We start from the raw sequence: 20,165 nt of genomic DNA, 5'->3' as shown, positions 1-20,165 counted from the left end.
TCTAATCGTAAATTAGCGTGATCAATTTACTGTTTTATTAAGAGTTATCTGATATTCATCACAAAATACTCATCCCGTGAAGAACATTACTATCTACTCATTGGTAGCGCTTTCTTACTTCAGCAGGCATAGCGTTCAACCTTTGATCCACCAAAGCACGTAAAGCTTTAGTCAGAGGAGTTACATTTACTTTTGGTTCAATGGCTTGCAACATCATAGCCGAAGCTTCAAGAGTCGATAGGCTGTCACTGCGACTCGCTTTTCTGATGGTGTAGTTCGATGCAGACTCAAGGTCCAGATGTAAGCTAGGGTAATCTAACAACCAAGGGTTGAGCTGCAAAAGTTTATACGCTTTTCTCCAGGTACCATCGAGCAACAATAAAATGACCTCCCCTTCTAAGTTTACCTCTTCAACATTGCGGCTCTTATCGGAAGGGTAAACCAGATAAATAGGCTTGCTACTGATATTAAGATATTGACGCAACTTCAAAAAGTCTTCAGGCAACTCCCCAACGATAACTTGCGTTTCAGGGATCACTAAGGATAACAAACGAACACTATTTTTAGCATGACCCACTTCACTGGGATCTTGCAAAATGATCAACTCTGTCGAGACGTGCATCTGCTCAATGCTCTCACATAAGCAAGCTTTTAAAGGGTAATGGCATTTAGGGCAGTTAGGACGGGACACTGAACTCTCTATTTTCAATCAGCAAGTCAGTTATTGTAACTGACATCAGATACAAACTGTATCAAGCAGTTTCTTTACATTTTTAGCCCACTTCCATTACATTTATATATCCTCAGGAAAGAGCCTTAAACGCTTGAAAAGATGGTTTTAAAATACTCTTTTAACTTTGCCTTTCCTGAGTGATATTTATTTCGTCGAGAGACTCTTTCACTCTCACAGTACGAAGCAGTTAAAATATGGTAAAAACAAGGATGTAGCATGAAAAAAACAAGTCTAGCAGTCACCATACTGATGACGCTTTCCATTAGCATCAATGCCGAAGAACATAACATTTCAAATAGATTCCAACACGAAGCAAACCTCACTTACGCGGACGATTTGGGAGACGATGGCAGTACGCTATGGCAACTAAACTATCGCTACTATTTAGATAAAGTGGACAGCGGTAAAGCCCCTACGCACTCAATGGTTTCATGGCGCAAAGCTCCAACATAGGCGCACAATACAGCTTAATGAATACCGAATACCGTGGTATTGGGGGTAATAATGATTTTGATACTGATAGCTACAGTATTGATGGCACCTATGTTTTTGACTCAAGTTGGTTTTTAGGGCTAGCCTATCAAGATGTGAATCCAAACGAACAGAACAGCGTTTATGATCAAGATAGCGATACGTACACCATCAATGCAGGGTACTACATTACTAATAGCGCTTCCCTCAGTGCCTTCTACAGTAACAGTGAACAATCCGATGAAAAAGATTATGAACTGTACCAGCTAGCTATGGAGCAATCTGTTGATAGTTACGGAGTCGAATATCGCCACTTCTTTGCATTTACTCCACTATCAGGCATAGATCTGTCTGCGAAGTTAAGTCAGGAAAAGCTCGACTATGTGTCAGTCTCTTCCGGAGCATCTAACACCAAAAACCTCTCAAATAACACAGTCAATACGGCGATAATTAACTTAAACTGGTATATCAATCGCTCATGGTCCATCGGCGCAAACTACCAATGGCTAGATATAGACGCTGAACATATCGCTACGGGCGATCTTGAATGGCATACCAATATGTCTCATAGCGATAGTTTTTACGGGTTGAAAACAGCTTACTGGTGGCAGATATCCCAACATTTTGCAGCTAACTTCAGTGCAGCAAAGCTGTTTGGTTCAGATGACGCTAACAGGCCCGATGGCTTCTTAGTCGGTGCTACTATCAATGGTCGGTTTTAACGCTAATTAATTCAGTCCAGCCCTGGGTTGTGGCATCAATGTTCTGACTGCCATGGAAGGTGGGAATGCCAATAAATGAATGGAGCAACTCTTTCGAGGTAAGCAGGGCCTTGTATAAAAAAGCCCGCCTCTGTGGTTAGCAGTTAGCGGGCAAAGGGTGTTGCTTAAAAATAGGTCAGATCCTAGGCTCTAGATACTAAAACCTAGGAACTTCTATTAATGCGCATACTGCTCTTGATGCCAATGATCGAAACGTGACATGGCCATCATAGTCAGTAGCGAAACTGCCAAACATCCCATCACAAGCGCCACTGCATAGGGTGCAGTTAGACTCGTTTGCTGCACGAGCCCAGCTAACAATGAAGCACCACTCATCTGAATAAAACCAAGCATAGCCGTTGCAGTTCCGGCGCGCTCACCGAATGCGGCTAGCGCCATACTGGTTGCTGGACCTAGTAGTAATGCAAAACCGACACAAAGCAGCATCATAGGTAGCATAAAGCTAAAGGCCGCTGGTAGACCAGTTTGTGGCCCCACAGCTTGAACAAACACCTGCAATAATGCTGACAGCACCATGGTACTGAGCGCTAATATAACGGTAGGGCGATTACCAAGCTTATTGATCACCATAGGAGCAAGGAAGCAGGCAGCAATATTGACGGCAGCATTGAGACCAAACAAGCCACTGAAAGTCAGCTCTGACACGCCTAATTTATCAATCAACCAAACTGGTGCATAGGAAACATAGCTTAAAATCGCCGCCATACCTGCCATGCAACACAAAGCATAAAACATGAAGTGAGGCTCACTCAACACAGGCTTAAAGCGAGACCATCGATATAAAGGTCCTGTGGTCACAGTGTGACTAGGGCGAGTCTCTGGCAGACGATAGCCTACCAATAACATCATGGCTATGGCATAGAGCGTCATAAACACAAAGGTTGAACGCCAGCCAAACTGCATGGCAAGCAAGCCACCCAATGTCGGAGCAAGTGCCGGGATCACGCAGATCACACCATTGAGGTAACTGTAATAGCGTGCGCCCTCTTTAGGGGTAAAGCAATCTCTAACGGCGCTAAAGACAACGATGGATGTCGAACAAGCCGCTAAACCTTGAAGCACTCTCGCAAGCTGTAGCCAATGAAACTCCATGGCTGTGGCGGCGAATATACTACTGGCGATATATAGCAAAATCCCACCAAGAGCAATCGGGCGTCGACCATAACGATCCGCTAGTGGGCCTATCAAGATCTGGCCAACACCCATAGCAAAAAGGAACAAAACTAATGTTGACTGAACCTCGCTCATTGAGACAGAAAACTCAGCAGCCATGGTTGGCATAGAGGGTAGATAGATATCGATGGCAAGTGGGCTTAATACCACTAAAGACATCAAGATGGGTAACAGATTTCGGCGCATGATTATTCTCTGGATGAAGCAATATTCTATGTAATAATTTTAGCTCAATCATGATATGAACAGAAATGGTATTATTTCAGAACTGAATTTCCTTTAAGGAATAACTGATGAATTTAGATAATCTGGCTCGAATCGACCTTAACTTACTGGTGATACTACAAGTACTTCTAGAAGAGCAAAGTGTCACTCGTGCTGCGAGTCGACTTCACGTGAGTCAATCCGCCTTAAGTAAAAGCCTCAATCGTTTACGTGATACCTTGGACGATCCTCTATTTCACCGTACTGCTCACGGGCTCAGACCTACAGCTCATGCAGCCCAACTCGGCCAACATCTACCAGCCATGTTGCAGGGCCTATATCAGCTCACTCAGCCGCCAAGGTTCACTCCAGCCAGCAGTAATCGACAATTCTCCTTTGCTATGGTCGAGAGCGCCTATGAAACTTTACTGCCATATTTCATCGGTCCCCTGCTTAATACAGCCCCAAACCTGAAATTAGACACTTACGTTTGGATGGAGCAATCGATGCAATCATTACAAAAAGGACAGATAGATTTTGGCATCGCAGGCAGAGATCTGCACCCACAATCTGACTTTAAAATCGATAGATTGCCAGACGGTATCGCTCATAAAACGCTGTTTACCGATAAACAGATCTGTTTAGTCAGGCAAGGACACCCCATCATTGCCGCTGTGGGCTCAGGTCATTGGGATCTGGAGGTTTATCTTGAGATGTCTCATGTGCAAGTTCGTTGTGAAGGCAATGATTGGTGGGCACTGGATTATCACTTAGCCAACTTAGGTCACAGACGTAAACTCAGTACCACAGTCCCTGACTTTTATGGCGCCGCCAGTGTATGTGCCCATAGCGATCTGATATTTACCTTACCCTCCAGTTTTGCTCGTCACGCCCAAAAGCTATATCCCTTGACTGAGCTGCCACTGCCTTTTGACTTTATACCTCTAGCCTATGTCCTATTGTGGAATAGCCGAAATAATGAGGAACCTGGACATAAATGGATAAGAGAAACCATATGTAAGAGCGTCGCCGACGCTTTTGATGATAATTAATCACTCTCATTCAGCTTAGATTAATCGATGATGACTTATCATTAGCGCACTAACGAAGGGGGAAACCTATAGATCTCCTTCTGTTTGCAGACAATCTGTTACACTTTCGAAGCCAGATTAACGCAATTTAACGTGATATCTGGTCAATAAAAAAGCAGACTGAACACAGATAAATTTTTGGAGTTATTATGATCTACAGTCAATTTCAGCAATCACCTTTTCAGGCTAGATTCTCCGGCGCCAAAGGTTGGATGGCATTTGCAGTCGGTCTGGCCGTTATCACGTTAACACTTATCGCCTTGCCTTTCGTGTTACTTATTGGCGCGTTCAGCTTTCTGTTATTGAGCCTTTTTGGCAGAATATTCTTGAAAAAACAGTTAGCTCGCTTTCGCCAGCAGCAAGAGCATAGCGCTTTCGACACCCAAGGACAGCAAGCTGAGTTCACAGAAGCTCAAGACGGTCGTATCTTCAACGAGCACCCTTTTGCTGCTAAACGCCCTCAATCTAAACCCCATCAAGGCCGTACGTTCGAGCACGACCCCAGCTAACCATTAGCTAGACTGACACGAAGTTATAATTTGAATTGTGAGGCGCTTAACGGTCTTTTTAACAGGGCTTCGAAGCGCTTCCACTGTTCAGATTTTGTGGTCTCTCCATCCTTTTCCACCCAACGCGCTACACTATCTTCACCATGATTATAATTAATCACATAAGCTCGGTTTGAAAGATAAAACTTAACTCTCTGCTGAGCTCTCGATGATGTATAGAGTCCATATTTAATCAGTAGACCTTGAGCATCTTCTTCAGATATCTTCCCATCCGTTAACTGCTCACAAACTAAATTATCTAGATACACTAGCTTCTTATAGCAAGCTAACACTTGGTGATACTTTTCAATATCCCCCTCTATACCAGCTAATGGCATTAGATGGTCTCGTTCAAAATCTATCACTTCTTGGGCGGACATGATCAGACTAAGACCGTAGTTAGCGCTTCCTTCTGAAAGAAACGAAATCGGACTATAAAGTGGATAAACCGCATACTCTATCCACTGCTCACACCGGACTAAATCCCGTTCCTGTAGCAGATTAAATACATGGTGACCCGGATATCCTTCGTGACTGGCCAACTCCATGCAGCGCTCTATATACAGTGGCTGATCTTGATTCAGCTGTATAAGGCTAGAATAATTACCTTGGTACCAGTTGTACGCCGTCCAGATTTTATCGTTGACGAACTCAATACTGAAACTTTCATCATCAGGCAGTTCAATATGCGCCCCAGTAAGCGCTCTTGCTTTATCCACTGCAGCTTCAAATACCGCGGGGATCTTACTCTGAGGGACTACAAAGCTGGCCCGAAAATGTTCGAAACGTTCAGCCAATGAGCCTTTACCGGGAATAAGCTTGTCTATTTCATTATGAACCGACTCAAATGACTCCAGGCCAAACTTCTGTGATTGAGTATCATATAAACCTTCAGACTCAACATCAAAGCTCCCCTTATTACCTTGGAGGTGTTTGAGGTAATACACCACAGATGCTAACTGTTTTTGCAAAAACACCTGACGAGAAATCAGTTTAGGATCGGCGGCAGTTAACTTGAGTAACATCAGCTTTTTCAGCTGAAACTCTGCTGTTTTTTGTAAGGACACTAACGAAAAAAGCTCGCACTCGCTTCGCCAAATCTCAGGTCCATAATAGGCATCAACATAGAAAGGATCATGTGATCCAACAGCTAGAACCAACTTAACGTAAGCCTCAGCTATCTCATTAAGTGCCTGATTAGCGTGAAGGCAGTCAAAACCAACATCTTGCCTAGCTATTACTTCATCTGCATGTGTCAGCAATGAACTCTCCTATTAACTCGAATAACACAAATGTAACATATTGCATATTGTATGCAACCGTCATTTATTCAAAGATCCCTCTATCGAATTTAAAAGTTAAATAACAAGGGGATTTATGGCTTAACCAGACAGAAGCTCTTGTGCCTTTTCTAGTGCAGCTAACTCATCGGCCTGAGTCGACATTGAAAGCACATTTTCAATCTGTTGTAACAGGGAGTCCCACAAAGGATTGATGACAGCCAGCTCTTCAGTATTTGCGCGCTCTTTGGCAAGTTTAAGTAAGGCTGCTGAACCTACCACATCAATTTTACCTAACATGCCATCTGCCAATGCAATACTCAACTCAATCATGGCAGGTACACTATGGCCGTATTTGATCACTTCCCTAAGGTATGACTCAGCCTGCTGTAAATCTTCCTTAGTAGCGCTGTCATCATTTAGCATCGCCTGAGCACGAGAAAACATAGCATCTAACTGCCCCTGCTCCGCAGCCTCTTTCATCCAGCGTCCACTGACTGGTAAATCTATGTCGGCACCTTCACCATTAGCCAACATAAGCGCTAGATGATACTGAGCATGAGGAAAACCGGCCTTAGCAGCTTGAGAAATGAAGTCATTGGCTTGGAGTAAATTACCCTGCTGGTAAAAAAGGACCCCTAGATTTGCCATTGCTTCGGACTGTTCCAGATCGGCGGCTTTTTGCAGGTAAAACTCGGCTTTACTCAAATCCACAGCAACTGTCTCACTGCCTACTTGATAAAAATAGCCTAACAGGGCCATAGCATTAGCAACACCAGCCTCGGCAGCCTTAGCGACCGCATGTTCGCCGCTAACAAGGTCTGGTTCACCATTATAGCCATGGATCAAGGCAACACCGTGCTCATGCATGGCGTTCATATCCCGCTCTGCAGCTTGTTCGAACCAATATTGCGCCTTAACTAACGTTTCAGTTGCAGCAGACTCTTGGGAGTTAGTGTCAGCTGAGGTCGCTTCTAAAGCCTGCTCTTGCTCTTGTTGCATCAAGGCGCGCGTCTTTAGAGACATACCAACCAAATACTGAGCCTCGGCATCATCATCCATTATCGCTCGATAACATAGATCTCGGCCTGCAAATGAATCAAAGGCTTCAAATTTATACTTAGGGAGTGATTTTCTTGTGACTTGCTTAAAGAGTGACTCGATAAGTTTCAGTAAATTCTTTATCGACTTTTCGCTAAGTTGCAGTAATTGTTCTGAGGTTAAGTGATATTTTTCAGGGTGAGCACCACGATTGCCATCACCACGCAAACGATGCAAGGCTCTAGTAATACGTACATCGATAACACGCTTACTATTGAGGGTTTCTATTCGGTCATATAAATTTGGGCTGTCGAATTCAACGCCTTGGGACTCAGCTAATAGATCCGTTAATTTATGGGTAAAGCTACGCAATAAAAGTAATGCCTGGGTTGGCACATCTCTTACATAACTTTTAGCGACACCATAATCTCGGCCCAATTCGGTAGAAAATTGGCTAACAAATTCCACATCAGTAAGCACAGCTCTGCTCCATATTCTTAGGGCTTAAGTTACATATTTAATGCAATGATTTTAAGCCCTAAAATTGTTACACCTTAAACTTCTTCATCTACTGTTTCTGCTGGCTTTGGACGTGACACCATATACAAACGGAACAGTGCGACATTAACGAACAAGCCCATAAAGGCCACAAAGACTTCAACAATAAGCTGAACTGGGAATCCTAAAGATTGTACCAACCCAGAAATTGAGCCACCAACCAAAGATAATGGGATATAGAGCATCAATACCATCAAGGTCTTAAAAGCGATTGGGCCACTAAACTTAAAACTACCCTTAATTGCCTCAAAGGGACTCAAGCGTTCAACCACTATCATAAAGTTCACATAGGCCAGTCTGGCAAATATATAGATACTCATGGTTAACCCTATCAGCCATAAAGGACCAAAGGCTGCAAATATCATCACAGGGGCAAGAATGGCTAGACCAGAGAACACCCCTGCAAGCAACAAGCCTGGAACAAAGTTCAAACTGGTTTTCAAAATAAGTAAGGTACTTGCTTCATGCCCTTGTGAGCGGATCTCCAAGAAGATGGTCAAAGAGGCTATCAGCAAAGAGAATACCAGCAGTAAGGCCATCATAGCGGCCATATGTGAACCGCCAAATTGAGGGTTCTCTAAATCGGCATTGCCAATTTCCATACCGAGCCATAATTGAATACCAACCTGAATAAAAAGAATTGGCACAGTTAAAGCAGCTAACTGACTAATGTGATTACGAAAGAAGTTAAAGGCTTCCGTTAATATCGCAGACAATGACATGCGTGGTTCCAATAGATAATTAAAAAAGCAAAATTAGGCAAACAGGATACAGAAATTTGACCTTTTTTGCACCGAAGATTCCGTGATTAACTCAGCAGCTAGGTAAAATAGATGCAATAGTTTTGTTAAAAAAGCTAGAATAGTGGCAATAGTCAGACTTATTTACCATTGGAAGGAAAAAAATGAAATTATCTGCTGTGTTCGGTCTATTCCTCGTCAGCGCAACGCTCAGTATCCCAGTAACCGCTGGCTGGTTTGATGATCTGACCTCGAAAGAAGAAGTAAAGCCTCAGGCTGCACAAACTCAGAATAACGATCTAGTATCCAGTGTCATGACTCAGCTTGGGCTCAACCAGTCACAAGCTGAAGGGGGCTTAGGAAGTTTACTGTCACTGGCTCAGTCAAGCCTGAATAGTAATGAATTTGGCTCGATTGCTAGCGCGATCCCTGGAGTCGATGCGTTACTGTCTGCCGCACCTGAGTTAGATAATGAATCAGGCATGTCAGGACTGTTGGCTAAAGCAGGCGACTTTGGCAGTTCACTTCAAGGTGGTGCACAGGTCTATGATGCATTTGAAAAGCTTGGTATTTCAAAGGAGTTAGCCGCACCTATGATAGACATAGTCAAAGGCTATCTAGATGCCAACGCCGGTGACGGAACGACCGATATGCTAATGAAAGGGCTCGGGGCTATTCTATAAATAGCCAAGCTTCACAAACATTAGTTTGTATATGCTATCAAGGGTTCATTTTTCTATAAAATAAGAAATGAACTCTTCGCATCACTTTAACTCTAAGTTTCTATGAGTTTAAAGCCAACATATCGACTTAGAAGGAAAATGCATGCTAGCGAAATTAAAACAATTCCTTACTTCTCACTCAGAAGCTGTCTCGCCAGAAGAGAAAAGCCGTCAATTAAATTTAGCCGCTATCAGTTTACTGCTTGAAGTCGTATTTGCCGATGAAACTTTAAGTGATGATGAGGCAAAGTTACTGCCACAATTGCTCACAAAAACTCTGTCTCTAACTCAAGTAGAAGCAGAAGAGTTAATTGCTGAAGCCAAAAAAATCCAGGGCGATGCCATATCTTTGTATGAATTCACCAAAGAGATCAATGATCAGTTTGACGTGGAGCAAAAGCAGAAGTTGATCCTTGCTATGTGGAAACTGGCCTATGCCGATGGTCAACTATGTCAGTATGAAGATCAGATCATTCGCAGAACTTCAGAGTTACTCTATCTCAAGCACAGCGAGCTTATTCAGATGCGAAATATAGCCATTGAAAGCCAAACTTAACCTTACGTAAATTTAGTTTGGCCAATGATACCCATTCCATTAGAGCATTTACGTAAGCTGCTTAGCAATATCAAAACCCTTGCCTCTAAGCCCGGCTAATTTATCTTGTAAACCACCGACTTCCATCTTCAAACCAAGAGAAGTCGCCTGCTGTGAGAGCCAACTAGTCTTCTCATTTTTATCAATCAGTTCCCAGTCATTGATAATCTGATGGGATAGGGCTAAAAGTGCAGCCTGTTTTGAATAGGGAGCGGCTTGCTCAGGGTGGTTTTGATATTTAATCCCTTGGACCAATTCAGATGAAAATTTCCAGTTCTTCGCAAGCAGCGCTGCAACTTCAGCTGATTCATAGCCTAGAATATCTTGTTCTACCTGACATTTATTTTCGCCACTTTCTACCGCTTCACGAATTTTTACAGACTTATCAGGTTCAATCGTTGCAATGAGCAGATCACCAATATCATGCAAGATCCCACAAGTGAAAGCGGTATCTGGAGCCGCGCCACAGCGCTTAGCAAGCTCTTGACCATACAAGGACACCTCAAAAGTTTGCCCCCAAAACTCACCGAGTTCAATCCCTGCAATGGTAGGAACTGCGCCAATGACCGCTGAGGCTATGACTAAGGTTCTTAACGTTTGCATTCCCAGGCGAACGACTGCCTCATCGATAGAGCCGACTTCTCGACTTCGACCGTAATGGGCAGAATTTACTAAGCGTAAAATTCTGGCACTAACCAGGGGGTCGTGAGAGATCTTTTCGGTGATCTCAGCCACTGAAGCATCGTCCTTGTTTACGAGATCTAATAGTTCACTAACGGCTTTAGGTAAACGTGGTAATTCATCAATATGACTAAGTAATGCAGCTGAATCCATTCTATCTCTCCAAAAGTTCCTAAACTATGAGTTAAAAATATAGGACACAAATTCAGAACTTGCAGAGCTTTCACCGATCAAATACTAGGAGCATTTTTGAGCCTGATAGCTGTAAGTTTCGAGCGCAATAGCTGGCTTTATCTTTCACTTAACGATCAAAACCGCGCTGTCTGGTCGGGACTATGCCACTTGAAACTTTTGCTTGCGACCCAGATGATTCTTTTGCCACCATAAGAAAGGTGCAACAACTAAAGTCATCACCAAGGCATACAGCATGTTCCAACCTAGAGCAAAGCCAAGAACAATGCAGAAGGTACTTCCTAAGCCGATTAGAGGAAGGTAGCGTTTACTCAAGAGCTTGGCCGCGGCTAACATAGACGCTAAGTAGATAATAACAAATACTCCATTTGTCCAAGCAATTAATTGTTCCAATTCCTGACCCGATACATAGGTCAAAACGATAACCACAGCCATTGCCAGCAATACGACCGATAGAGCCCTAACAGGAACTTGATGCTGATTCAGAGAATCAAAATATCGTGGCAATATGCCTTCCTTACTAAAACTCCATATCAGTCTGGAGACACTGGCAGTATAGACATTCACCGTAGCAAGCCCACCAGCAATACCTAAGATAGCGATAACCTGAACACCGTAACCACCCAGTAAATTATCAAACGCAGTAACCATTGCCAAACCAGTCACTGTCTCTACTTGCATCAGTAAAAGTAAGCCTGTGCACGCAAGATATACTAAGCCCACCAACACAGTACCGATCATCATGGCGGGAAGCATATCTTTCTTAGGATCTTTAAAATCATTGGCCAAGTGAGTCATAGCCTCCACGCCCACAAAGCTCCAAAAAGCAATACCTGCAGCTGCCATAATCAAACCTGAATCCGTTGTCGTCCCATGAGAGAGTAACTGCAATTTATCGAGATTTAATCCACCCGCACCAAACATCAAGACTACAACTGAAACGATAGCGAGTGTCAGTGCAAACTGCAGCTTGGCTGAAACATGGATCCCTCTGAAATTGAGTAAGAAGAGCGCCACTAAGAAACTAAGTTGTACTGCCACTTGGCTCCAACCTGACAGTGGAATCAATGCATCAACAAATTGAAAGGTCATCAAGATGGCAGCTGGAGCACCTAAAGGAACCACAAACAGGAAAATCAGCCCTATGGTTCGGCCAGCTGTGCGGCCAAATGCTTTCTCTACAAAATAGGCGGGGCCAGCGGCATGGGGAAATACCCCCGCTAAACGGCCAAAAACCAAGGTCACAGGAATAATTGCCAAAGTCAGTAATAGCCACGCAATCAATGCGCCAGTACCCGCGATGGCAATGGTCATCTGAGGCAAGATAAACACCCCCGTCCCCAATAGCGTCGTCGCCATGAGACCTGCTCCCTGCCATCGCCCAATTGTTCCCTTAACTTGATCCATTCTCACCACTTCCTTATCAATTCATCTTTACCTGCACCTTCAAAGTGCTTGTTCACACATACAGTTAAATAGACGCTTCACATGAGAGAACGTCTGCGAACTACTCCCATACCTATTGGAATGTGCTGCATTAGTATAGACTTAGGCTTCGAGACAAACTGTCGGAGTTAATCTGTTACTTTGACAAAAATACCGACAGAATGACGGCCATTAAGACTTTTACCGTCAATTCGTTCGTGAGGTGTTAATTGTGAGATGTAACTTGATAATACCAATCGACACAATATTTAGGAGATGAGCAATAAATGGACAAACTAGACAAGTTCGATAAAGCCATTATCGCCGAACTCAGGATTGATGCCAGACAGAGCATCTCTTATATCTCGGAAGCGGTAAATCTATCTCGTTCTGCGGTATCAGAACGAATTAAAAAGCTTGAAAACACAGGTATCATCCGCGGCTATCAGGTGCTACTCAGTGAATCTCAAAAGGAGGGAGTCTCCGCCTATTTTGAAATCCAACACAGATGTCCTCGCTGCGCCGATGTCGTTCATGTCTTCCAGGCCATTCCTGAAGTGATTACATGTCGCGGCATCACTGGTGATATGGATCTGCTCGTTTACGTCCAGGCAAGCTCGATGAAACGTCTGCATGAGATCCGTGAACATATCGACGCACAGACAGACATTATTAAGCTTAAGACTCATGTGGTGATGAGCGAGTGGATCGATAATAGGGGCTAGTTAATTTGGCACCCCGTCTGCTTATCCGAATAAAAAGGTGCTCAACTAGGGAAAGCCCGTCTTTTCCCATTGTGCGCCTACAGCACGTATCACCCCATCAATTTCCTTACTTAAATAGTCGTGTTGCGACTGGGATAATATTAAACTCTGAGATTAATGCAGCTTGAAAATCTAAAGCTAACAGTGCAATGCCTTTATAAAAATCGGTTTGAGCATTCTCAACGGCTAGCGTTAAACAGCGTCCAGACCAAGGCAGCATATGTTGCTGTATCAAGATCACCATAGTTTCATACACAGCTTTATTACTCGGCTCTGCGACTAGCTGGCTTAACAGCTGATCGAGTACAGCATAAAACAGTGCAATATGATCCAATGGCTGGTTTTGTGCTAGCTCAAAACTAATCCCGTTCTGTTTATAAAACGCCATCAAGGCGATCGTTGATTTATCATTGAGCAACTGCTCTTCACCCAGATAGACTGAGCCCCATGGCATTGCTGTCGGCTCGCCAGGGCCAAAAAACAGCTGACCATAATCAAGTTTTAGCTCATTTATCTGTTCAGGGTTCCACTTTGCCAAAAAGCGATCAAGCAGTACTTTGCCTTGCTGATTTTCTTTCGAGTGAGTTAAGTTTGGCCAGGTGTCACCGAGCCTATTTTCAGCTAGACAGTCAATCGAAGTTTCACTGGGGTAATCCAACAGAACATTATGCAGCACTCGTGCTATCGCCTGCAGATCTGAATAAGTATTTACGCTATCTGATATCACAATTACATCCCATTAAAAATGGCGCCACATGGGCGCCATAAACAATTAAACTTCCGATAAGTTTAAGATCTGCCCTTCACCGCTGCCAGACGGACGACCATTGACGTTTGCCTTGATGATCAAGTTAGGCGAAGTGATTGAAGGTGATGGTAGCGGCGCAATATGACCGTCACCATCGCCATACTTCTCACGTAGGTTATCCATAGTATCGAAGTCCAATGCTCGTAACGGGCAAGACTCGACACAGACAGGCTTACGACCATCGGCGATTCGCTCAAAGCAGCCATCACACTTAGTCATGACCTTACGTTCGCGATCAATTTGCGGCGCATCATAAGGGCAAGCACGGGCGCAGCTCTCACAACCGATACATAGCTCTGATGCTATATGCACTAGGCCATCTTCACGACGTTTATGCATCGCACCCGTTGGACAAGCTTTAACACACACCGGCTCAGAGCAATGGTTACAGCCAATAGACATATAATAAGCAAATACATTTTGCTCGAAGCAGCCATTGTTACCTTTGGTCCACTCTCCGCCGCCGTATTCATACACACGACGCCAAGTTACGCCCTCAAGTGCAGGTAAGGCATTACCCTCTGGGTTACTATTATTACGAATTTCGTTGCTTTGACGGTCTTTGCAAGACACGTGACATGCTTTACAGCCACTGCACTTAGTGCTGTCTACATAAAAACCATATTGAGTTGCTTGAGTCATAATTAACGAGTCTCTTAAATCTTTTTAATGGCAACACGGTTAGTGTGCTGTGGATTGCCTTTAGCGACAGGGCTTGGCTGATAACGGGTTAGTGTGTTGATCGCACCGCCTTCATCTATGATGTGACCTGTGCTGCCAACCGTATTACCAGGGCTAAACCAAGCACCTTGACCTAACGCAAACACCCCTGGCGCGACACGTGGCGTAATACGCACCTTGACGGCAATCGAACCACGTTCGTTATACATCTCAATCTTATCGCCAGAACTTAGACCGTTCTCAGCGGCATCCATAGGGTTGACCCAAACGGCATCTTCTACTGCTTCACGCAGCCAAGGGACGTTGTGGTAACTAGAGTGGGTGCGCCCTTTAGTGTGATAACCCGCTAACTGAATGGGGTAATCGATATTAGTGTCTTCATCTTCGTAACCATCCCAAGTGACTGTGTACTGAGGAATGGCTGTGATGGTGTCACCCTTAACGTCAGTCGTAGACTCTTGATCCCAGTTAGCCGCTCGCCATGCAAGCTCGGCCGAGTAGATCTCAATCTTGCCACTTGGCGTCGATAGGGCCTTACCACCTTTGATATAGCTTTCTAAGGCAACATGATTGTCATTCATATTCTTGCGGAAGAAACCGACCTCCTGCGCCTCTTTATAAGTCGCAGGGAATGCTGGTACAACACCTAAGTTGTTACTGTTGTCTTTGGTCTTTTGGTATAACTCTTCAAGCCACTGCTCTTCAGTTTTACCTTCGGTAAACTCAGCTTCACAGCCCATGTATTTAGCAATTAACGCAGCAGCTTCATACATAGACTTACAGTCCCACATAGGCTCAATCGCTGACTTCATCGCAGTGATATAACCCAGCGCACCTGATGCGTAGCTGTCATTGACTAAATCATTAGATTCCAACCAGCTAGTGTCAGGCAAAATGATATCGGCAAACTTAGCACCAGGCGTCATCCAACAATCACAACTTACAATCAGCTCAACACCGGTTTCATCTTCTAAGATCTTAGCGGTGTTATTGATTTCGGCGTGTTGGTTCAGTAGCGAGCTATCCGATGCAGAGATGATGACCTTGATATTGGTACCTAGCGGCGTGTCTAAATCATCTGTACCACGAACACCGTGACTGCGTGCCGTCATGGTTTCGCCGTTATGGATAGCTTCTGACCAGGTAAAGAATGAAATACTTTCTTTAACCGGATTACTGCCTGTAGGAATACCAGATCGCGACATACTGCTCATAAACGGTAGCTCACCGTTCGATGCACCTAAGGTACCTAACTTGCCTGTTAATACCGACAGCATGTACAGGGCGCGCATACTTTGCTCACCATTGGCCTGACGGTTAACACCGGCGCCAACAACTATGTAAGGCGCTTTAGCATTTTGTAGGTCGGTGGCAATCTGCTCAAGTTGAGCCGCTGGAATACCGGTGATTTTTTCCGCCCACTCAGGCGTCTTTAACGGCTGATCGGCGTAGATACCCTGACTTAAAATATAATCACGGTAGTTTTCTTCAGGCTTCATCACCTTGGCGTATTCTTGCTTAGTGGCATCACCACTGGCGGCAAAAATCTCTTTTTGCTGCGCAATCGAAGCGGCGTCGAAACCTACTGCATACTTATTGATAAAGTTAAGTGAATTGTTATCAACCCAACCTGAGCTGATCATCTGGTAAGCAATCGCTTCAGCAAAGGCCGCATCTGTTCCCGGACGGATAGGTAACCACTTAGACTCCTTGCCAAGCATAGAATCTGTGTAGCGAGGATCGATCATCACCACTTTCAAGCCATTACTCTTCTGCAATGCTTTAAGGTAGTCATAACCTTCGCCTGAACCCGACTGACGGATCTCACTTGGGTTATAAGCTACACCTAATAGGAAGTCACTGTTGGCCAGAGTCACCGTCGATGAACCCGAGGTGCTCCCCGTACCAAAAGTATGCTTAGCCGCTTCCATCTGCTGCGCCCAAGAATAGTTACCATAGGCATTGAGGCAACCGCCATTTAGGTTAAACAGACGGTTAAAACAGGCATTAGAAGCAAAACCATAGTAAGCCCCCGAGCCGTAGCTGCGGAAGATAGCCTTGTTGCCGTGTTCAGCAATCACAGAGGTCAGCTTAGTACCGATAGTTTTAGCCGCTTCATCCCAGCTGATTGGTACAAACTTACCTTCGCCACGCTTACCAACACGCTTCATCGGTGTTTTTAAACGATCGACGGCATAAGTACGCTGGCGCAGTGAACGACCCCGTGCACAGGCGCGCACTTGATAAATATCATCGCCGTCGACAACGTCGTGATCGGTTTCAACGCGGGTGATAACACCATCACGGCTGAATACTTTAACCGGACAGTTAGAACCACAGTTAACCAGGCAAGATGACCAAGTGATCTGCTCTTCACCTACAGGCGGCTTTGGTGGCACAACATTGGCGTCATCTGAACTGGTTTTACAACCTGTTACGCTTGCTGCACAACCCATGGCAGCACTCATTTTTAAGAAACTTCTACGTTCCATTAATATTTCCTCTTACGATTGCTCTAACGCAACAAATAGCTAAACGACAACATCACTTGGTGCGCGTTATAGTCATGATTAAGCTCACCTAACGTGGTTAGCCCCGGCACAGTATTGGTCGCGACTTGGGCCGCATCTGTGTCGTAATAACGTTCATATTGATAACTCAGCTTCAATGCCATCTGCTTGCTCAAGGCATAGTCGGCATACATACGCACGCTGTGGTTATAGGAGAAGTAATCACCATATGGCTGACTACCATTGGTCGTGACAAGAGTGCCCCCGACCGAGGTGTCACTGATTGAATTGCTAAACAGGTAATCACCGCCTAACGTGAGCTTGTCCTGCATCAAACCGCCATAACTAAAGCCGGCACCAATATTAATAAACTCATCTTCGATATCGGCGTTCCAGTCCGGGCTCGAGAAGCTCTGACTACCAGCTTGTGCCGAGTTGATCCATTGCTGACCAGCAAATCCATACGCTGACAGATGCTTGCTCATCTGCAGGCTTAGGTTGACGTCATAACCAAAGTCTTCCGATTCCGTCAGACCAATCTCGGTAGCGTCATAATCATCTTTGGCGTAACGACCGGTAACATCGATACTCATCCAGGAGAGAGGGGTGTGATTTACCTTTAGCTCGAAAGCATTACGTTTACGATCCGCAAGATAGTATTTGCGCATCAGCGCATTATCTTCAGATGAGGTAACTTGATTCACTTCATAATCCGAGCCACCGCGATTGCCATGGCTGGCTTTTAGATTGACATTGAACTTGTCGAAAGCCCGCACATTCAGTTTGGCCCACAAGCTATCTTCATTGGTTTGCTCGCGCTCACTATAGGTACGATCAACCTCTTTTCGGTCGTAACCCGCTTGTAGTCGGTAGCCGCTGGCGATGCGATAACTCGCATTGACTTTATAAGTGTTACGCTCGATATCCTGAGGCACATTTTGCTTAAATGTGCCGCTTAAACCGTTGTAACTATACTGGGCAAACTCCCATACAGAGCTTTGGTTGTCTCGCTTGCTGTGATCGACACTACCGCCTAAACGCAGACGATTACTCAACATAGAGGTCACCGCAAACCGACCATCTAAGGTATCTATCTGCCCATCCCAGCTTTGCAGCGGATTACCACTCATCTGAATAAGTGCATCGTCCTGAATCATCCGTCCTGTCACTAAGCGACCGCTCATCACAGTGCGATTGAGCTGATACTGACCCGAAAGAGACACCTGATGAGCCTCATTATCTGGGGTTGCCGAGTACACATCATTCATATGAGGTAAGCTCAGATCTGTGATGTTATTACTGTAATAACTACCGAAATAGCTCAGTTCAGTTATCCAGTTATCACCAGCTAAAGAAGCGCCTACATCTAATTGCTTAGTTCTGGCATCGACAGGCAGACCAAAGTTAACTGGGCTTGGTGCAACAAGACTCGTCGATTGATGACCCGTTTTATCTTCCTGGCTATAGCGGATGAAGGTGTTATAAATCCCCTCTCCATAACTGAAACCTATGGCAGACTTTTCGCGTTTTAGCGCCAGATCTAACTCATTGGTATAGGGACTGGGGGTCAACATTCCATTGTTGTGCCAAAGCTGACTCTGTACATCGCCCGCCTGATAACTCTTAAGCGATTGGTAATCCAACTCCAGTTCATAGAGTCCTGACTTACCCACCTTAAGATTGGCAAAGCCATTATCCATACCCAGCTGATGGGCTTGAATTTGGGCCTGATAGCCGGTTTCATTTTGATAGCGAATATCACCACTTACGGCAGCAATCACACCATCTTCAGCGGTTCCCAGAGCATTACCAGCATGGATATCGTCCACAGAGTTATAGCCCGTTGAGACCGTCACCTCACCGTTATAACCATTGGTAGATACGCAACGCTTGCACTGGTACTTATCCATATTGAGCGAGTCAGTATTGGCATTACCAACACCGAAGTTTGTCGCCATTGCCGAGCTTGATACGGCTAGGAGCGACACTGTAATGATATTGAGTTTAAATCTCATGATATTGCTCCCTATTAGCGCTGCAGCAGGCTGCCTGATGGATGATTAGAACCATGGATCTTGCTGTGACAGTTCAAGCAACTCTTACCGCCGCCGAAGGCATCCATTCCAGGTTCCTGTACGACTCTGCTTGCATGACCATCGGGGGCGTGACACTGCTGACACAGTTGAGGTGCACGGCTATTGAGCATGCCTTCATTGACACTGCCGTGAGGGTTATGGCAGGTGACACAGTTTTCGGTAACGGGTGCATGTTCCCATAACACTGGGCCACGTTTTTCGCTATGGCATGAGTAACAGGTATCATTAATGGTTGGTTTATTCAGGGCGCTTTCACTCATAGAGCCGTGAGGTGAGTGGCAATCGATACAGGTCATCTGGTCCCATTTCAGAGGATGAGATGAGCGCTTATTCATATCGGCTTTCTCTTTGGTATGGCACGACGTGCAAGTGTCATTGACACTAAGCTTGTCCAGAGCAGGGTCTTTGGCGCTATGCAGCGTATGGCAGTCAGAGCATGCTATCTCTTCAAGGTTATGAGTACTGCTGTGCCATGCCATCTGTTTAGGATCGTTATGACAACCTTGGCAAACGCTATTTTGAGCACTCGCTGATAACTTGCTTTGAGGACCAAAGCTAATCATCGGCTCCTTTCCGCCTCTATTGTGCTTGCCTTGAGGCCCATGACAGGCTTCGCACTGTAAGCCAGCCATTGGTGACTGCTTATTGTTCATCATGCCGTGGGTACCATCGAAAATAGCCATTACAGCGTCATTTTTTCGGTGGCACATCAAGCAGGAATCGGCGCCTTTGGATGAATATTCACCAGCCGAAAATTTTTCAACTAATATTTGTTCAAGTTGTTCACCGGGGAGATGATTCCAAGGGGTAGCATTTACGCTAAGAGATAAGCACGCGAGTGTTGCTATCCCAATTAATACCTTATTCAAAAGATGAGAGATCATTAATCGAACCTTACATAATTAACACAATAATTAACTCACCATTTAAACAGGAGGTTAACCAGTTAAGATGTTTATATATTAAGGCAAAGAATTACAGAAACTTGATTGTTAAATAGGTCAAAAATGAATTTGGGATAGGTTCAATGAATAAACGAAAACTGTGAACTCGCACAAGATACAATTAAG

19 protein-coding genes are annotated in these 20,165 nt (G+C 44.7%); 7 read left to right on the top strand and 12 right to left on the bottom strand.

Annotation, left to right across the window (positions count from 1 at the left end):
- Positions 1 to 97: 97 nt before the first annotated feature.
- Positions 98 to 691 (bottom strand): tRNA-uridine aminocarboxypropyltransferase, encoded by a 594-nt coding sequence (locus FM038_RS01340; RefSeq protein WP_142873017.1) that lies wholly within the window; start codon positions 689 to 691, stop codon positions 98 to 100.
- Positions 692 to 949: 258 nt separating this feature from the next.
- Between FM038_RS01340 and FM038_RS01335 the strand changes: the two genes are divergently transcribed.
- Entirely contained in the window at positions 950 to 1,186 is a 237-nt protein-coding gene (locus FM038_RS01335; protein WP_142873018.1) for a hypothetical protein, read from the top strand.
- Positions 1,165 to 1,926, top strand: coding sequence for a hypothetical protein (locus tag FM038_RS01330; RefSeq protein WP_142873019.1), 762 nt, complete (start codon positions 1,165 to 1,167; stop codon positions 1,924 to 1,926). The genes FM038_RS01335 and FM038_RS01330 overlap by 22 nt, the downstream gene beginning before the upstream one ends.
- A 216-nt stretch (positions 1,927 to 2,142) precedes the next feature.
- Here FM038_RS01330 and FM038_RS01325 read toward each other — a convergent pair whose 3' ends face one another.
- Positions 2,143 to 3,345 carry a multidrug effflux MFS transporter gene (locus FM038_RS01325; RefSeq protein ID WP_142873020.1) on the bottom strand — a complete coding sequence of 401 codons (1,203 nt, stop codon included), beginning with the start codon at positions 3,343 to 3,345 and terminating at the stop codon, positions 2,143 to 2,145.
- A 107-nt stretch (positions 3,346 to 3,452) separates the two neighbouring features.
- Between FM038_RS01325 and FM038_RS01320 the strand changes: the two genes are divergently transcribed.
- On the top strand, positions 3,453 to 4,415 hold the full coding sequence (locus FM038_RS01320; protein WP_142873021.1) for a LysR family transcriptional regulator: 963 nt from the start codon (positions 3,453 to 3,455) through the stop codon (positions 4,413 to 4,415).
- Positions 4,416 to 4,603: 188 nt separating this feature from the next.
- A complete protein-coding gene (locus tag FM038_RS01315; protein WP_142873022.1) occupies positions 4,604 to 4,963 on the top strand; it encodes a hypothetical protein in 360 nt (119 codons plus the stop codon).
- A gap of 23 nt (positions 4,964 to 4,986) precedes the next feature.
- Here the strand turns inward: FM038_RS01315 and FM038_RS01310 are convergent, their stop codons facing one another.
- The 3 genes from FM038_RS01310 to FM038_RS01300 form a co-directional block, all read right to left on the bottom strand.
- Positions 4,987 to 6,264: a hypothetical protein gene (locus tag FM038_RS01310; protein ID WP_223292976.1), complete on the bottom strand. Its 1,278-nt coding sequence runs from the start codon at positions 6,262 to 6,264 to the stop codon at positions 4,987 to 4,989.
- A 120-nt stretch (positions 6,265 to 6,384) separates the two neighbouring features.
- Positions 6,385 to 7,818: a DUF4145 domain-containing protein gene (locus FM038_RS01305; RefSeq protein ID WP_185965809.1), complete on the bottom strand. Its 1,434-nt coding sequence runs from the start codon at positions 7,816 to 7,818 to the stop codon at positions 6,385 to 6,387.
- A 59-nt stretch (positions 7,819 to 7,877) separates the two neighbouring features.
- Complete coding sequence (locus tag FM038_RS01300) at positions 7,878 to 8,603, bottom strand: hypothetical protein (RefSeq protein WP_142873024.1); 726 nt, start codon at positions 8,601 to 8,603, stop codon at positions 7,878 to 7,880.
- Positions 8,604 to 8,785: 182 nt separating this feature from the next.
- On the opposite strand from FM038_RS01300, the gene FM038_RS01295 reads away from it, so the two are divergent.
- Both FM038_RS01295 and FM038_RS01290 read left to right on the top strand, forming a co-directional pair.
- Entirely contained in the window at positions 8,786 to 9,304 is a 519-nt protein-coding gene (locus tag FM038_RS01295; RefSeq protein ID WP_142873025.1) for a DUF2780 domain-containing protein, read from the top strand.
- A 142-nt stretch (positions 9,305 to 9,446) separates the two neighbouring features.
- Positions 9,447 to 9,899: a tellurite resistance TerB family protein gene (locus FM038_RS01290; protein ID WP_142873026.1), complete on the top strand. Its 453-nt coding sequence runs from the start codon at positions 9,447 to 9,449 to the stop codon at positions 9,897 to 9,899.
- Positions 9,900 to 9,947: 48 nt separating this feature from the next.
- Here the strand turns inward: FM038_RS01290 and FM038_RS01285 are convergent, their stop codons facing one another.
- Both FM038_RS01285 and yjeH read right to left on the bottom strand, forming a co-directional pair.
- Positions 9,948 to 10,772, bottom strand: coding sequence for an HDOD domain-containing protein (locus FM038_RS01285; protein ID WP_142873027.1), 825 nt, complete (start codon positions 10,770 to 10,772; stop codon positions 9,948 to 9,950).
- 180 nt (positions 10,773 to 10,952) lie between these two features.
- Positions 10,953 to 12,218: an L-methionine/branched-chain amino acid transporter gene (gene yjeH / locus FM038_RS01280; RefSeq protein WP_142873028.1), complete on the bottom strand. Its 1,266-nt coding sequence runs from the start codon at positions 12,216 to 12,218 to the stop codon at positions 10,953 to 10,955.
- A 305-nt stretch (positions 12,219 to 12,523) separates the two neighbouring features.
- On the opposite strand from yjeH, the gene FM038_RS01275 reads away from it, so the two are divergent.
- Entirely contained in the window at positions 12,524 to 12,961 is a 438-nt protein-coding gene (locus tag FM038_RS01275) for an Lrp/AsnC family transcriptional regulator (protein ID WP_142873029.1), read from the top strand.
- A 106-nt stretch (positions 12,962 to 13,067) separates the two neighbouring features.
- Here FM038_RS01275 and FM038_RS01270 read toward each other — a convergent pair whose 3' ends face one another.
- The 5 genes from FM038_RS01270 to FM038_RS01250 are packed head-to-tail and all read right to left on the bottom strand — an operon-like array spanning position 13,068 to position 19,979.
- The gene (locus tag FM038_RS01270; RefSeq protein WP_142873030.1) at positions 13,068 to 13,727 is read right to left on the bottom strand and encodes a TorD/DmsD family molecular chaperone; all 660 of its coding nucleotides are present in this window, start codon (positions 13,725 to 13,727) and stop codon (positions 13,068 to 13,070) included.
- A gap of 45 nt (positions 13,728 to 13,772) precedes the next feature.
- Entirely contained in the window at positions 13,773 to 14,450 is a 678-nt protein-coding gene (locus tag FM038_RS01265; protein WP_142873031.1) for a DMSO/selenate family reductase complex B subunit, read from the bottom strand.
- Between the two features lie 14 nt (positions 14,451 to 14,464).
- Positions 14,465 to 16,981, bottom strand: a complete 2,517-nt coding sequence (locus FM038_RS01260; RefSeq protein WP_142873032.1) for a DMSO/selenate family reductase complex A subunit — start codon at positions 16,979 to 16,981, stop codon at positions 14,465 to 14,467.
- Positions 16,982 to 17,004: 23 nt separating this feature from the next.
- Positions 17,005 to 19,014, bottom strand: a complete 2,010-nt coding sequence (locus FM038_RS01255) for an MtrB/PioB family decaheme-associated outer membrane protein (protein WP_142873033.1) — start codon at positions 19,012 to 19,014, stop codon at positions 17,005 to 17,007.
- Positions 19,015 to 19,028: 14 nt separating this feature from the next.
- Positions 19,029 to 19,979, bottom strand: a complete 951-nt coding sequence (locus FM038_RS01250) for a DmsE family decaheme c-type cytochrome (protein WP_142873034.1) — start codon at positions 19,977 to 19,979, stop codon at positions 19,029 to 19,031.
- Positions 19,980 to 20,165 lie beyond the last annotated feature (186 nt).

It is taken from the genome of Shewanella eurypsychrophilus (genome assembly GCF_007004545.3).
Lineage (GTDB): Bacteria > Pseudomonadota > Gammaproteobacteria > Enterobacterales > Shewanellaceae > Shewanella > Shewanella eurypsychrophilus.
The sequence above is the reverse complement of the archived record's forward strand: the minus strand, read 5'-3'. Positions and strand labels throughout refer to the sequence as shown.

Excerpts from the sequence above, each read along its gene's own strand:
- FM038_RS01335 (WP_142873018.1), top strand. The coding sequence starts at position 950 with ATGAAAAAAACAAGTCTAGCAGTCACCATACTGATGACGCTTTCCATT.
- FM038_RS01330 (WP_142873019.1), top strand. The coding sequence starts at position 1,165 with ATGGCGCAAAGCTCCAACATAGGCGCACAATACAGCTTAATGAATACC.
- FM038_RS01325 (WP_142873020.1), bottom strand. The coding sequence starts at position 3,345 with ATGCGCCGAAATCTGTTACCCATCTTGATGTCTTTAGTGGTATTAAGC.
- FM038_RS01320 (WP_142873021.1), top strand. The coding sequence starts at position 3,453 with ATGAATTTAGATAATCTGGCTCGAATCGACCTTAACTTACTGGTGATA.
- FM038_RS01315 (WP_142873022.1), top strand. The coding sequence starts at position 4,604 with ATGATCTACAGTCAATTTCAGCAATCACCTTTTCAGGCTAGATTCTCC.
- FM038_RS01300 (WP_142873024.1), bottom strand. The coding sequence starts at position 8,603 with ATGTCATTGTCTGCGATATTAACGGAAGCCTTTAACTTCTTTCGTAAT.
- FM038_RS01295 (WP_142873025.1), top strand. The coding sequence starts at position 8,786 with ATGAAATTATCTGCTGTGTTCGGTCTATTCCTCGTCAGCGCAACGCTC.
- FM038_RS01290 (WP_142873026.1), top strand. The coding sequence starts at position 9,447 with ATGCTAGCGAAATTAAAACAATTCCTTACTTCTCACTCAGAAGCTGTC.
- FM038_RS01285 (WP_142873027.1), bottom strand. The coding sequence starts at position 10,772 with ATGGATTCAGCTGCATTACTTAGTCATATTGATGAATTACCACGTTTA.
- yjeH (WP_142873028.1), bottom strand. The coding sequence starts at position 12,218 with ATGGATCAAGTTAAGGGAACAATTGGGCGATGGCAGGGAGCAGGTCTC.
- FM038_RS01275 (WP_142873029.1), top strand. The coding sequence starts at position 12,524 with ATGGACAAACTAGACAAGTTCGATAAAGCCATTATCGCCGAACTCAGG.
- FM038_RS01265 (WP_142873031.1), bottom strand. The coding sequence starts at position 14,450 with ATGACTCAAGCAACTCAATATGGTTTTTATGTAGACAGCACTAAGTGC.
- FM038_RS01260 (WP_142873032.1), bottom strand. The coding sequence starts at position 16,981 with ATGGAACGTAGAAGTTTCTTAAAAATGAGTGCTGCCATGGGTTGTGCA.
- FM038_RS01255 (WP_142873033.1), bottom strand. The coding sequence starts at position 19,014 with ATGAGATTTAAACTCAATATCATTACAGTGTCGCTCCTAGCCGTATCA.
- FM038_RS01250 (WP_142873034.1), bottom strand. The coding sequence starts at position 19,979 with ATGATCTCTCATCTTTTGAATAAGGTATTAATTGGGATAGCAACACTC.